This is a genomic window from Thiohalobacter thiocyanaticus, assembly GCF_002356355.1.
GTDB lineage: Bacteria > Pseudomonadota > Gammaproteobacteria > Thiohalobacterales > Thiohalobacteraceae > Thiohalobacter > Thiohalobacter thiocyanaticus_A.
Map to the genome: position 1 here is coordinate 1,894,812 of NZ_AP018052.1, position 12,519 is coordinate 1,907,330.

At 62.2% G+C, this 12,519-nt stretch carries 13 protein-coding genes; 7 read left to right on the forward strand and 6 right to left on the reverse strand.

Going from position 1 to position 12,519, the window contains the following annotated elements; genetic code table 11:
• Positions 1-28: 28 nt before the first annotated feature.
• Together CFK21_RS08710 and CFK21_RS15215 are read left to right on the forward strand one after the other, a co-directional pair.
• Entirely contained in the window at positions 29-295 is a 267-nt protein-coding gene (locus tag CFK21_RS08710; RefSeq protein ID WP_096366294.1) for a hypothetical protein, read from the forward strand.
• Positions 296-342: 47 nt separating this feature from the next.
• A complete protein-coding gene (locus CFK21_RS15215) occupies positions 343-699 on the forward strand; it encodes a hypothetical protein (RefSeq protein ID WP_157745551.1) in 357 nt (118 codons plus the stop codon).
• A 12-nt stretch (positions 700-711) separates the two neighbouring features.
• Here CFK21_RS15215 and CFK21_RS08720 read toward each other — a convergent pair whose 3' ends face one another.
• From CFK21_RS08720 to CFK21_RS08730, 3 genes are all read right to left on the reverse strand, one after another.
• Positions 712-1,317, reverse strand: coding sequence for a DUF4202 domain-containing protein (locus tag CFK21_RS08720; protein WP_096366296.1), 606 nt, complete (start codon positions 1,315-1,317; stop codon positions 712-714).
• Between the two features lie 150 nt (positions 1,318-1,467).
• Positions 1,468-1,959 carry a sulfur carrier protein DsrE2 gene (gene dsrE2, locus CFK21_RS08725; protein WP_197703049.1) on the reverse strand — a complete coding sequence of 164 codons (492 nt, stop codon included), beginning with the start codon at positions 1,957-1,959 and terminating at the stop codon, positions 1,468-1,470.
• Positions 1,960-2,143: 184 nt separating this feature from the next.
• Positions 2,144-2,575 (reverse strand): hypothetical protein, encoded by a 432-nt coding sequence (locus tag CFK21_RS08730; RefSeq protein WP_096366298.1) that lies wholly within the window; start codon positions 2,573-2,575, stop codon positions 2,144-2,146.
• A 184-nt stretch (positions 2,576-2,759) separates the two neighbouring features.
• On the opposite strand from CFK21_RS08730, the gene CFK21_RS08735 reads away from it, so the two are divergent.
• The 4 genes from CFK21_RS08735 (at position 2,760) to CFK21_RS08750 (ending at position 8,639) form a co-directional block, all read left to right on the forward strand.
• Positions 2,760-3,377: a TetR/AcrR family transcriptional regulator gene (locus tag CFK21_RS08735; RefSeq protein ID WP_172844280.1), complete on the forward strand. Its 618-nt coding sequence runs from the start codon at positions 2,760-2,762 to the stop codon at positions 3,375-3,377.
• Positions 3,378-3,416: 39 nt separating this feature from the next.
• Positions 3,417-5,705, forward strand: a complete 2,289-nt coding sequence (locus tag CFK21_RS08740; RefSeq protein ID WP_096366300.1) for an efflux RND transporter permease subunit — start codon at positions 3,417-3,419, stop codon at positions 5,703-5,705.
• Positions 5,706-5,884: 179 nt separating this feature from the next.
• Entirely contained in the window at positions 5,885-7,156 is a 1,272-nt protein-coding gene (locus tag CFK21_RS08745) for an NAD(P)/FAD-dependent oxidoreductase (RefSeq protein ID WP_096366301.1), read from the forward strand.
• A 139-nt stretch (positions 7,157-7,295) separates the two neighbouring features.
• Positions 7,296-8,639, forward strand: coding sequence for a sigma-54 interaction domain-containing protein (locus tag CFK21_RS08750; RefSeq protein ID WP_096366302.1), 1,344 nt, complete (start codon positions 7,296-7,298; stop codon positions 8,637-8,639).
• A 138-nt stretch (positions 8,640-8,777) separates the two neighbouring features.
• Here CFK21_RS08750 and CFK21_RS08755 read toward each other — a convergent pair whose 3' ends face one another.
• The 3 genes from CFK21_RS08755 to CFK21_RS08760 all read right to left on the reverse strand — a co-directional run bounded on the left by CFK21_RS08755 (position 8,778) and on the right by CFK21_RS08760 (position 10,823).
• Positions 8,778-9,443: a rhodanese-like domain-containing protein gene (locus tag CFK21_RS08755; protein WP_096366303.1), complete on the reverse strand. Its 666-nt coding sequence runs from the start codon at positions 9,441-9,443 to the stop codon at positions 8,778-8,780.
• Between the two features lie 82 nt (positions 9,444-9,525).
• Positions 9,526-9,657, reverse strand: coding sequence for a hypothetical protein (locus CFK21_RS15570; protein ID WP_255405007.1), 132 nt, complete (start codon positions 9,655-9,657; stop codon positions 9,526-9,528).
• 44 nt (positions 9,658-9,701) lie between these two features.
• Positions 9,702-10,823: a 3-deoxy-7-phosphoheptulonate synthase gene (locus CFK21_RS08760; protein ID WP_096366304.1), complete on the reverse strand. Its 1,122-nt coding sequence runs from the start codon at positions 10,821-10,823 to the stop codon at positions 9,702-9,704.
• A 209-nt stretch (positions 10,824-11,032) separates the two neighbouring features.
• On the opposite strand from CFK21_RS08760, the gene bioA reads away from it, so the two are divergent.
• Positions 11,033-12,349 (forward strand): adenosylmethionine--8-amino-7-oxononanoate transaminase, encoded by a 1,317-nt coding sequence (gene bioA / locus CFK21_RS08765; RefSeq protein WP_096366305.1) that lies wholly within the window; start codon positions 11,033-11,035, stop codon positions 12,347-12,349.
• Positions 12,350-12,519 lie beyond the last annotated feature (170 nt).

A 12,519-nucleotide genomic window follows, 5' to 3' on the forward strand; every position in this document is an offset into this window, starting at 1 on the left:
TGAGATTTTAATGATTCAAGGAACAGTCATGGATCTAACCGTCCTGGAGGAAACCCGACAGATCGTCAGTGACAACACCCATGGCGGCGCTTCACTGCTGTTGTTTGCCCTGCTCAAGACACTGTCCGCCGAGAACGGTCAGTATCTCTACCTGCTGAACAAGCTGAAGGACATGACGCCCGAGACCCGCCGGCTCGCCTACCGACTGATGGAACTGATGGCGCAGGGGGGCAACGAGACCGGGGAGTGGAAGACCACAGTTGCCGAGATCGAGGAGATGATCCGCAAGGGTTGAGTCGCTGTCATCGCCACCTGCATGAAGGAGTCATTCGAGGAGTCGCCATGAAACCACTACAGCTTATTGCCCTGTTCTCACTGATGACCTGTACTGTCGTTGCCGGCTGTACCCATACCCGGCAGGCGCAATTGCTCAGTGTGTATAAATATGATGGCTCGGTGCAGTGTGAGGACGGCGGAATAACTGTCGAGAATATGCGGCGTGAGCTGGTCAATGCCGGGGTGGAGGTGATCTGCGGACAGAAGGCCCGGGACGGCAGGGCCTACCCCGCCATGTGCGGGGCGGCGACCGGCCGGATCAATGTCTACACCATCGACGCGACGGATCTTGATGCCGCCGAGGCACAGGGCTTCAAGTCGGTCGAGACGCTGCCCGACGCCCGGATTCCGCCCTGCGAATAGCCGTTTTCGCGGTTATTCCGCTACCGCCTTCTGAATCAGCGGCACCAGCGCCTCAGGCAGCTGGATGCCGCCGGTCAGAGCGAATTCCTGTGCCCGCGGCGACATCTTGCGCCAGGTGCGCTGGATGATGGTGATCCACTTCTCCTCATCGTATTCAGGGTGCTTGCCGGCGAACTCTTCCATGTAGTGTTCGATGAAGACGAGGGCGGCGATGTCCTCCACCATCTGGGTGTCCGGGTTGCGCTTGAGCGCCTTCTTGCCCACAGCCTGCTTGACGCGGTCGACGAAGGCCTCGTCGTAGCCGGCCTGTTCCAGCAGGGCGCCGACGGTTTCGGCATGGAAATCATAGAGGGCGGTGCGCCACTGATGGTAGCCCTTGCGGTCCATCGGGTAATCGCTGCGAGGCGATTTCCAGCGCTGGATATGCTGCGCGCGCACGGCCAGTTTGGCGGCGGCGTCGGCCTGCGGGTCGAAACGCTCGATCATGTCGCTCATGCGATGACCGTAGAGCAGTTCCTTGGGCCAGCTTTCACCGTCGACGGTTTCCTGGTTGGGGTCTTCGCGATTGGCGGCGTCGATCAGTTCGACGGCGCGGTCGAATTTAGCGGTATCTGACATGCAGGAATTCCTTGTTGTGATACCCGCAGAGTTTACCCCAGGCCCTGCGTTTCCAGCCAGCCGGACTTCTTCCTCGCTCCTCACTCCTCACCCCATAAAAAAACCCGCGCAGATGCGCGGGTTGTTGTATTAAGGGAGTGAGCGACGGAATCAGATGAACAGGCAGACGTCGGACTCGCGCGCCACCGGCATGAAGTAGGTCGCGCCGACATAATCCAGGCCGTCGATGAACTCGCTGGAATCGAAGCCGAACACGTCCACCGTCATCTGGCAGGCGGACATCTTCACCTCAGCCTCGATGCACAGCTCGCGCAGTTCCTCGACCGTGGCCACGCCCTTGTTCTTGAAGGTCTTCTTCATCAGGGAGGTGGCGACCTTCTCGAAGCCCGGGATGCCGGCCATGATCAGGTTGGGCATCGGCCAGGTGATGTTCTGGAACCACTTGGGACCGAAGGGCATCTTCATCGGCATGGCCGGGTTGCCCAGCGGGCTGACCTCGGAGGGGATCTCCTTCTTCAGCAGCAGCAGGCCGTAGAAGGTGAAGAAGATGTGGGTGTCCCAGCCCAGGGCCGCGGCGGTGGAGGCCAGGATGAAGGGCGGATAGGCCCAGTCCAGGGTGCCCTTGGTGGCGATCAGCGCCATGCTCGGGGTCTTGCTCTGTTCGATGGCCTGGAGCTTCTGCGGCAACAGTTCGTCGAGCTTCTGGTTCAGCCACTGGTCCATCTGTGCATTCGGTTCAGTCATGTGAGGTCTCCTCGATCGGTCATGTACAGGGTCCCTTTATTGCCGTCATGTTGTCTTGTGCGCGGGACGGCACGCGCCGGCTTCAATAGCCGAATTCACCCACCCAATCACCGGAACGGTGATCGATGCTCACCCATTTCGGGATAAAGGCATCGGCTCGCTTCGCCGGCATGGTCCTGACCGGCGGCTCGCCTTCCAGGGTATCGATATTGCAGACTTCGGCGACGATGGGGCGGAACAGCAGGCTGAGGCCGGGATAAAGCTCGACCGGTTCCAGTACCGACTCCGGTGCGGTATCCGCCTGGTGAAAGCGTAGACGCTTGCGCAGCAGACAGCTGAAAAACAACTCCATCTCCACCACCATCGCGGCGCCGAGCGCCTCAGCCGCCCGGCGGGCACGGGGTGTCAGGGTCGCGGTGATGGGTCTGCCCCGGAGGAAAACGGTAAAACTGCCTTCCGGCAAGGGCCGGGCCATGTCCCGGGCGGGGCGGGTCTGGATGGGTGTGCCGGTCATCAAAGGCCTCCTTCGCCGGTATGGGCCTGGAAAACAAACCAGTTGGTATGTAAAATAGACCCTCACCTGAGGAAAAGTCAAGTAAATGAGTATGTATTTATAAGCTACTGTTCTTGCAGGCATTGAAAACGATGGGACAAAAGAGGGGACGCCAGAGATCGCGCCCCGTATCATGGTCAGACTTATGTCAACCGAAGAACGCCACCGCACCCGCAATCCGGACGCCACCCGCCGGCGCATCCTGGAATCCGCCTATCAGGAGGTCTACCGTCACGGCTACCAGGGCACGCGTCTGGATGACGTGCTCAAGGCCACCGGGCTGACCAAGGGTGCGCTGTATCATCATTTCCCCAACAAGCAGGCCCTGGGCTACGCGGTGGTCGAGGATGTGATCCGCGGGATCATCAGCGACATCTGGCGCAAGCCGCTGGAGCAGGCCGAGGATCCACTGAGCAGCATCATTCATACCATCAGGCACATGGATCGCCTGGCCGGGGATCAGATCACCACCCTGGGCTGTCCGCTCAACAACCTGGCCCAGGAGATGTCGCCGCTGGACGAGGGCTTCCGCCGGCGCATCGACGCGGTGTACCAGGACTGGCGTGCCTGGTTGGCACGGGCGCTGGAGCGCGGCCGCGCCCGGGGCCGGATCCGGGCCGACGTGGACTGCGAACAGGTCGCCACCTTCATTGTGGCCGCCTTGACCGGCTGCATCGGCATCGCCAAGAATGCGCAGAGCAAGGAACCGCTCAATCACTGCGGCGCCGGCCTGATCAGCTATCTGGAGTCGCTGCGCGCCTGAGACCGCCGCCGATACCACACCAACGAGAATAATAACCGGATGATTACCCGACTGGCCGAACGGATCCTGCGTCTGCGCTGGCTGCTGATCCCGCTGCTGCTTGTGCTGACGCTGCTGGCCGGTGCAGGTGCGGGGAAACTGCACTTCACCAACGACTATCAGATCTTCTTCAGCAAGGAAAATCCCCAGCTGCTCGCCTTCGAGCGGCTGCAGGACACCTACACCCAGAACGACAACATCCTGTTCGTGCTGGCGCCCGAAGACAGTGAGGTATTCACCCGCGACACCCTGGCCGCGGTCGAGTGGCTGACCGAGCAGGCCTGGCAGATCCCCTATTCACTGCGGGTCGACTCCATCAGCAATTTCCAGCACACCTACGCCGAGGCCGACGATCTGGTGGTGGAAAACCTGGTCAGCAACGCCGCCGATCTGGACCCGGCAGAGATCGAGCGCATCCGCCGAGTCGCCCTGAGTGAACCGCTGCTGGTCAACCGTCTGATCGCCCCCGATGCCGAGGTTACCGGCGTGAACGTGGTGCTGCAGCTGCCGGGCGAAAACCTGACCGAGGAAACCCCCGAGGCGGTCGCGCACGCCCGGGACCTGGTCGAGCGCTTCCAGGCGCGCTACCCCGGCATCGAGGTCTACACCACCGGCATGGTGATGATGAACAACGCCTTCTCCGAGGAGACGCGGCACGATATGGCGACCCTGGTGCCGGCCATGTTCGCGTTGATCTTCGTGATCCTGCTGCTGTTGCTGCGTTCACTTACCGCCAGCCTTGCCACCTTCGTCGCTATCGGCCTGTCGATCCTCACCGCCATGGGCATGGCCGGCTGGCTTGGCATCACCCTGTCGCCGCCATCGGCCTTTGCGCCGCAGATCATCATGACCCTGGCCCTGGCGAACTGCGTGCACGTGCTGGTCAATTTCCTGCACAACATGCGACTGGGTCACGCCCGCCGTCAGGCCATGCTGGAGAGTCTGCGCATCAACATCCAGCCTATCTTCCTGACCAGTCTGACCACCGCGATCGGCTTTCTCAGCATGAATTTCTCGGATGCGCCGCCGTTCCGGGATCTGGGCAACATCGTTGCCATGGGCATGGGCGCGGCCTTTGTGGCCTCGATCTTCCTGCTGCCCGCACTGATGCTGGTGCTGCCGCTGCGGGTACGTCCGCAGCCTGAGACCCGGCGCGTGGCGATGGACCGGCTGGCCGAGTTCTGTATCCGCCGCAAGCGCCCGCTGCTGTGGGGCATGAGCGCTCTGATCCTGCTGCTGATCGCCTTCATTCCCAGAAATGAACTCAATGACGAATTCGTCAAGTATTTCGATCCGTCCATCGAGTTCCGCGCCCACACCGATTTCGCTGTCGAGCATCTCACCGGCATGTACACCATCGAGTATTCGCTGCCGGCGGGCGAGCCGGGCGGCATCGCCGATCCGGGTTTCCTGAGTCGGGTCGAGGCCTTCGCCGACTGGTACCGGCAGCAACCGCAGGTGATGCACGTCAATACCTATACCGAAATCATGAAGCGCTTGAATATGAACCTGCATGGCGACGATCCGGATTGGTACCGTCTGCCACGGGAGCGCGAGCTGGCGGCCCAGTATCTGCTGCTCTACGAGATGTCACTGCCCTACGGACTGGATCTGAACAACCAGATCAACGTCGACAAGTCGTCCACGCGGCTGACCGTGACCGTGGAGTCAATGTCGTCCAACGATCTGCTGGCGCTCGAGGCGCGGGCCCAGGCCTGGCTGCAGGAGCACGCCCCGGAACAGGTAACGGAGGGGGCCAGTCCCACGGTGATGTTCGCGCATATCGGCAAGCGCAATATCCAGAGCATGCTGGGCGGCACCACGCTGGCCCTGGTGCTGATCTCTATGATCCTGATCCTGGCGCTGCGTTCGCTGCGCATCGGCCTGATCAGCCTGATCCCCAACCTGGTCCCGGCGGCCATGGCCTTCGGCCTGTGGGGGCTGCTGGTCGGGCAGGTGGGGCTGGCGCTGTCGGTGGTCACCGGCATGACGCTGGGCATCGTGGTGGACGATACGGTGCATTTTCTGAGCAAGTATCTGCGGGCGCGGCGCGAACAGCACCTGTCCAGCGAGCACGCCGTGCGCTATGCCTTCCACACGGTCGGTACGGCGCTGTGGATGACCACGCTGATACTGGCGGCCGGCTTTCTGGTGCTGGCGCAGTCCGCCTTCGAGGTCAACGCCGGGATGGGTATGCTCAGTGCCATGACCATCCTGCTGGCACTGCTGGCCGATTTCCTGCTGCTGCCGCCGCTGCTGATGGCGCTGGATCGACGGCGCAATTACTGATCCGGCCCGGTCCCTGCCTGCGGGTCATCCCCTGTCTTCCACCGGCAATACCGACCCAATCTTGATTCAAATCAAGCTTTGCAGCGTCATGACACGCCTGACAGGCAGTTCCGCTTCCCTGGCATAGATTCTGCTCTATCCTGTCTGACAGAATGCATTCACATTGCAGGAGAACAGTAATGGCACATATTGTCATCATCGGCGCCAGCACCGGCGGCATGCCCGCCGCCTACGAGATCAAGGAAGCCCTGGGCAGCGACCACAGGGTGACCGTCATCAACGCCACGCCGGATTTTCATTTCGTACCCTCCAATCCCTGGGTGGCCGTGGGCTGGCGCAGCCGTGCCGACATCAGCTTCGACATCAAGCCCAGGCTGGAGAACAAGGGTATCGATTTCATCCCGGTCGCGGTCAGCGAGATCAAGCCGGACGACAACAAGCTGGTCCTGACCGACGGCCAGGCCATCGACTACGACTACCTGGTGATCGCCACCGGTCCCAAACTGGCCTTCGACGAGATCGAGGGATTGGGGCCGGATGGCTTTACCGAGTCGGTCTGCACCGTCGGGCACGCGGAGAAGGCCTATGGCGGCTGGCAGAAATTCGTGCATGAACCGGGGCCGATCGTGGTCGGCGCGGTACAGGGTGCTTCCTGTTTCGGGCCGGCCTATGAATTCGCCTTCATCATGGACGCGGATCTGCGCAACCGTAAACTGCGCGACAAGGTCCCCATGACTTTCGTGACCTCAGAGCCCTACATCGGCCATCTCGGCCTGGGCGGGGTGGGCGATTCCAAGGGCATGATGGAATCCGAGCTGCGCCAGCGTCATATCAACTGGATCACCAACGCCAAGGTCGACCGGATCGAAGCCGGAAAGATGTACGTCTCCGAACACAATGACGATGGCGAGGTGATCAAGCAGCACGAACTGCCGTTCAACTATTCCATGATGCTTCCGGCCTTCAAGGGCGTGGATGCCGTTGCCGCCCTGGGCGAGGAACTGGTCAACCCGCGCGGCTTCGTCAAGGTCGACGAGTACCAGCGCAACCCCAAATGGCACAACATCTATTCCGTGGGCGTATGCATCGCCATCCCACCGGTGGAAGCCACGCCGGTGCCGACCGGCACACCCAAGACCGGCTACATGATCGAGTCCATGGTCACGGCCGTGGCGCACAACATAAAGAATGACCTGGAGAGCAAGCCCGTGGACCGGGAGGCGACCTGGAACGCCATCTGCCTGGCCGACATGGGCGATACCGGCGTGGCCTTCGTGGCCATGCCGCAGATCCCGCCGCGCAACGTCTCCTGGATGAAGAAGGGCAAATGGGTGCACTACGCCAAGGTCGCCTTCGAAAAATACTTTCTGTCCAAGATGAAGCGCGGCTCAACCGAGCCGGTGTACGAGAAGTACGTGCTGAAGGCGATAGGCATCGCCAAGCTCAAATAGGAAGGAAGACGCACTCATGGCCGCCTTCGCGGCCTGAGTGTCATAACATGTCATATTCGGAGGATTGTATCCGAACGTGACTTTTGCTGTCATTGGACGACACTGTCATGAACAATTCTGACTTGATACGGGAAGCCCCATGTCAAACCGAATCCGTCCCAGCTGTGAGCAGATCATCGATATCATGCCGAACCCCTTCGTGGTCATCGATGGCGATTTCAATATCGTCGCGGCCAATCGAAGCTACCGCGAGCGCTACGGTGTCGAGTCCGACCAGATAGTCGGTCGCAAGTGTCACCAGGTCTCACACCATTCCGATGAGCCCTGCAGCCACCATGGCGAGCACTGCCCGCTGGAGGAAGTCTTCAATCGGCGCCAGGCAACCCAGGTCATGCACATCCACTATGATGGCAACGGACGCGAGGAATACGTCCAGCTGCATGCCAGCCCCCTGCTGGATGACGACGGCCGGGTGCGCTATATCGGCGAAACCATTTTCCCGGTTGCGGCACCGGATGCGACCACCGATACCCTGCTGGTCGGCCGTTCAAGGCCGCTGCTGCGCATGACCAGTCTGCTGCAGCGGGTCGCCCCCACCCAGACCACGGCGCTGCTGCTGGGCGAAAGCGGGGTGGGCAAGGAGGAGGTGGCCAAGTACATCCACCATTATTCCCGTCGCGCCAACGGCGCCTTCATCGTGGTGGATTGCGGGGCGCTGGGCGAGAGCCTGATCGAGAGTGAGTTGTTCGGATACGAGAAGGGCGCCTTCACCGGCGCGGCCCAGCGCAAGAAGGGGCTGTTCGAGGCCGCCAACGGCGGTACCCTGTTCATCGACGAGGTGGGCGAACTGCCGCTGCCCCTGCAGACCAAACTTCTGCGGGTACTGGAAAGCGGGCAGATCCGGCGTATCGGGGGTACCGACTACATCGATGTGGACGTGCGCATCATCACCGCCACCAACCGCGATCTTCAGCGCATGGTCGCTGCCGGCGAGTTCCGCCAGGATCTGTATTATCGTCTGTCCGCCTTCCCGGTCTATGTCCCGACCCTGCGTGAACGCAAGGACGACATCCCGCAGCTGGCCGAGCACTTCCTCGCCGGCATGGAAGGGGCGGACCGGCACCTGCCGTTGTCCGCAGAGGTGATCGAGGCACTGCTGGATCATGATTATCCGGGCAATGTGCGCGAACTGCGCAATATCATCGAGCGGGCCGCCATCCTGGCCGCCGACGACATGATCCGGCCCGAGCACATCGTGTTCGAGGATACCCAGACGCCCATCGACACCCAGGTGCCCTCACACCGTACCGACACGCTGCTCTCGCGGCGCAGTGGCCGGCTCAGCGCGCAGGACGTGATGTCGGCCCTGGATCGAGCCAACGGCCACCGCGCCCGGGCCGCCGGGCTGCTGGGCGTGAGCGAACGCACCCTGTATCGCTACATCAGCAAGCTCAAGCTCGATATCAGCCATCCAGCACCCTGATCGGCAGTGGCCGACGCTGACATCCTGTCAGCCTCTGCCGTCATCCGGCAGCCGCTGTCAGACACCGACAGGTGCGGGCGCAAAAAATAAAAAGAGCGGCCACTGGCCGCTCCGTGAGGAACTCCGGCAACGCCGGGGTTACTTGGCCTTGCCCCCGACGGTGGTCAGACCCAGGATCTCCCAGTTCTGCATGCCGCCGCGATACCACTTGATCTTGTGCGCCGGGTAGCCGAACTTGAGCAGGGACTGGATGTTGTTCGGGGACTGGCCGCACCACATGCCGTTGCAGAACATCACCAGCGTCTTCACATTGCTGAAGTCCCACAGGCCTTCCTGCTTGCGCGCGCCGAACTGGTTTTCCAGGATATCCTCGATGGTGAAGGGATCGGAGCGGCTGGCATTGAGCTGGGTCCAGGGGATATTGACCGAGCCGGGGATGGTGCCGCGCTCGATCCAGTCCGGCGTGCGTGAATCGATGACCAGGATGCTGTCGTCGCCGTTCTCCTTGCGCTGCAGGTAGTCCAGCATCTCGGTCTCGGCGATGGTCTCTACGCCCGGCGCCAGTTGCATCGGCTGAATGCAGAAGGGCGGGCACTTGCGCGAGGTCTTGGAAAAGGCCGGATCGACCGTGTTCTTCTCGTTCTGATTGCGCATGATGGTGACCTTCTTGCCCTGATGGGTCACGGTCACGCTGGGAAGATCGGGCGTGATCTTGACGGCAAGCTCGTCATCGGCGGCCAGGGCCGGTGCGCTCAGGCACAGGCCCAGCAGGATGCTCGATACAGTGGTACGGATGCGATTCATCGCGTCTCTCCTCTCTGGTGTGTTATGCGTTGGTGGTTCGATTGCGCACCTGCCGGTGCACGGATGGATACGGTTGACCGCGTCAGCAATCGGGATCTTCGGGAATGACGGGTTCCTCGGTTCCGCCGTTGCCGTCATCGCCATCGGCGTCCTCTGCCGCCAGGGCAGGGTGGGCCGTGATCAGCGCCAGCAGGATAATGCTCCAGTAAGGCATCTCAGACTCTCCTCCATGGTGGCATTCATTCCGAGGCGGGACGGTCAGGGTTCGGCCGTATGCTCCCGCATCAGTGCCACTCGGTTCAAATAAGCCTCGCGGGCTATCTGAACGTCTTGCAGGAAGAGTGCCAACTCATCCAGGCGCAGCGCCTGGGGGCCGTCGACCAGGGCCTTTTCCGGCACCGGGTGGAAATCCACCAGCACCATGTTGGCCCCGGCGATCACGCCCTGGGCGGTGACGTGCATGGCATCGAGCAGCCGGTCGGGCGCGCGGTCGCGGCTGCCGACGGAATGGGAGGGATCGATGCACACAGGCAGGCGGCTGAGACGTTTGACCACCGGCACGTGGGCGAAGTCGACAAAGTTGCGGTGCGGATCGCCCATGTTGGTCTTCATGCCGCGCAGGCCGAACACGATCCGGCTGTTGCCCTCGCTGGCAAGATACTCGGCCGCGTTGAGCGATTCCTCCAGGGTGATGCCGAAGCCGCGCTTGAGCAGTACCGGCATCTCGGACTGGCGACCGACCGCTTTGAGCAGTTCGAAGTTCTGGGTGTTGCGGGTGCCGATCTGCAGCATCACGCCGGTCGGGTGCCCGGTCTGATCCAGGGCCTCGTGGATCTCGCGGACATGGTTTTCATGGGTGACCTCCATGGCGATGACACGGATGCCGTACTTGCCGGCCAGCTCGAACACATAGGGCAGACAGCTCTTGCCGTGGCCCTGGAAGGCGTAGGGACTGGTGCGCGGCTTGTAGGCGCCCATGCGGGTGCAGACCTGGCCGTGCTCCTGCAGCGCCTGCATCATCATCTCGACGTGCTTCGGCGTATCGACGGCGCACAGTCCGGCGAAGACATGCAGCTCGTGCTGGCTGAAGGTCACGCCCTTGTAGGTGAATTCCAGCGAACGCTCGTTGTCGTGATGGCGACCGATGATACGATACTCCTCAGAGATGCGCACCACCCGTTCCACCGTCGGCAGGGTGGACATCTCATCGACCGCGAGGACGCTGGTGTTGCCGATGAGATAGATCTCGGTCAGCGTTTGCTCGGCGCCCACCACCCGGTGCGTGCGGGTCTGGATGTTGGGCAGCTGCTCGAGAAAGTTCATCAGCTGCCGGTAGGCATCGGAGTCGGGATCGGTGTTGGGTTCGAGGATGAGGATCATGGGGCGCGGTCCTGTGAGATTGCCGGGATTGTTGTTGCTTTTGTGGGCTGTATACTAACGGAAAATTTCGACACCAGGCCAGTGAGTAGGATGGGTGTAGCACAGCGTAACCCATCGCCGTCCGCCGGCCGGGTGATGGGTTACGGCGCCGTGCGCCTTCACCCATCCTACTCGTCAACGGGAAATTTCGACACCAGGCCAGCGATATCATGAGCATCCACTGCCCCGGCCCGGCCAGCGCGGCCTTCGAGCAGGACTGGCGGCGCTTCGACCGCGAGCACCTCTGGCACCCCTACAGTTCGCTCACGCAGCCGATCACCGCCTACCCGGTGAGCGGCGCCAGCGGTTCCCGCATCCGGCTTGAGGACGGCCGCGAACTGATCGATGGCATGGCCAGCTGGTGGTCGGCCATCCACGGCTACAATCACCCGGCGCTCAATGCCGCCGTCCGCGATCAGCTGGATGCCGTGGCCCATGTCATGTTCGGCGGCCTGACCCACCGTCCGGCCGCGCGGCTGGGCGCCACCCTGATCGATATCACCCCGGAGCCGCTGCAATACGTCTTCTTCGCTGACTCCGGCTCGGTGTCGGTGGAGGTCGCCATCAAGATGGCGCTGCAGTACTGGTTCGCGCAGGGTCACAGCCAACGCAACAAGCTGCTCACCATCCGCGCCGGTTATCACGGCGACACCTTCGGCGCCATGTCGGTATGCGATCCGGTCGGCGGCATGCACCATCTGTTCACCGGTGTGCTGCCGCAGCATCTGTTCGCCCGCATGCCGGACTGCCGCAATGACGAGGAGTGGCGCGAATCCCAGCTCGCCGAACTCAGGCAGCATCTGGATCACGCCAGCCACGAGATCGCGGCGGTGATCCTCGAACCCATCGTGCAGGGCGCGGGCGGCATGCGCTTCTACTGTCCCGAATTCCTGCGCCGGGCGCGCGCTCTGTGCGATGCCCACGACGTGCTGCTGATCTTCGATGAGATCGCCACCGGTTTCGGCCGTACCGGCGAGTTGTTCGCCATGCACCATGCCGATGTGGTGCCCGATATCCTGTGCCTGGGCAAGGCCCTGACCGGCGGCTACATGACCCTGGCCGCGACCCTGTGCAACGCGCGGGTGGCCGAGGGCATCAGCGAACATGATCCGGGTGTGTTCATGCACGGGCCGACCTTCATGGCCAACCCGCTGGCCTGCAGCGTGGCGCAGGCCTCGCTGGAGTTGCTGCTGGAATCGGATTGGAAGACGAATATCGCCCGCATCGAGTCCGCGCTGGAAACCGGTCTCTCCCCCTGCCGGGAACTGGAACAGGTGCGCGACGTGCGGGTGCTGGGCGCGATCGGGGTGGTGGAGCTGATCCATCCGGTGGACATGCACACGCTGCCCGAGGCCTTCGTCCAGCGCGGGGTCTGGGTGCGCCCCTTCCGCAACCTGGTGTATGTGATGCCGCCCTACATCATCAGTGATGACGAACTGGCGACCCTGACCGGGGCGATGTGCGAGGTGGTGCGGGAGTGTTGCTGAGTAGTTCAGGCCCAGGCGGTGTGTAACGCAGAGGACGCGGAAACACGGAGGCGCAGAGTCTGATGGGGAAAAGCAAGGACCGTCATTGCGAGGAACGAAGTGACGTGGCAATCTCCAATCGGTTGCTATTGCCGCATGAGATTGCCACGCTGCGCTCGCAATGACGGGTC

Excerpts from the sequence above, each read along its gene's own strand:
- CFK21_RS08710 (WP_096366294.1), top strand. The coding sequence starts at position 29 with ATGGATCTAACCGTCCTGGAGGAAACCCGACAGATCGTCAGTGACAAC.
- CFK21_RS15215 (WP_157745551.1), top strand. The coding sequence starts at position 343 with ATGAAACCACTACAGCTTATTGCCCTGTTCTCACTGATGACCTGTACT.
- CFK21_RS08720 (WP_096366296.1), bottom strand. The coding sequence starts at position 1,317 with ATGTCAGATACCGCTAAATTCGACCGCGCCGTCGAACTGATCGACGCC.
- dsrE2 (WP_197703049.1), bottom strand. The coding sequence starts at position 1,959 with ATGGCGCTGATCGCCACCAAGGGCACCCTGGACTGGGCCTATCCGCCC.
- CFK21_RS08730 (WP_096366298.1), bottom strand. The coding sequence starts at position 2,575 with ATGACCGGCACACCCATCCAGACCCGCCCCGCCCGGGACATGGCCCGG.
- CFK21_RS08735 (WP_172844280.1), top strand. The coding sequence starts at position 2,760 with ATGTCAACCGAAGAACGCCACCGCACCCGCAATCCGGACGCCACCCGC.
- CFK21_RS08740 (WP_096366300.1), top strand. The coding sequence starts at position 3,417 with ATGATTACCCGACTGGCCGAACGGATCCTGCGTCTGCGCTGGCTGCTG.
- CFK21_RS08745 (WP_096366301.1), top strand. The coding sequence starts at position 5,885 with ATGGCACATATTGTCATCATCGGCGCCAGCACCGGCGGCATGCCCGCC.
- CFK21_RS08750 (WP_096366302.1), top strand. The coding sequence starts at position 7,296 with ATGTCAAACCGAATCCGTCCCAGCTGTGAGCAGATCATCGATATCATG.
- CFK21_RS08755 (WP_096366303.1), bottom strand. The coding sequence starts at position 9,443 with ATGAATCGCATCCGTACCACTGTATCGAGCATCCTGCTGGGCCTGTGC.
- CFK21_RS15570 (WP_255405007.1), bottom strand. The coding sequence starts at position 9,657 with ATGCCTTACTGGAGCATTATCCTGCTGGCGCTGATCACGGCCCACCCT.
- CFK21_RS08760 (WP_096366304.1), bottom strand. The coding sequence starts at position 10,823 with ATGATCCTCATCCTCGAACCCAACACCGATCCCGACTCCGATGCCTAC.
- bioA (WP_096366305.1), top strand. The coding sequence starts at position 11,033 with ATGAGCATCCACTGCCCCGGCCCGGCCAGCGCGGCCTTCGAGCAGGAC.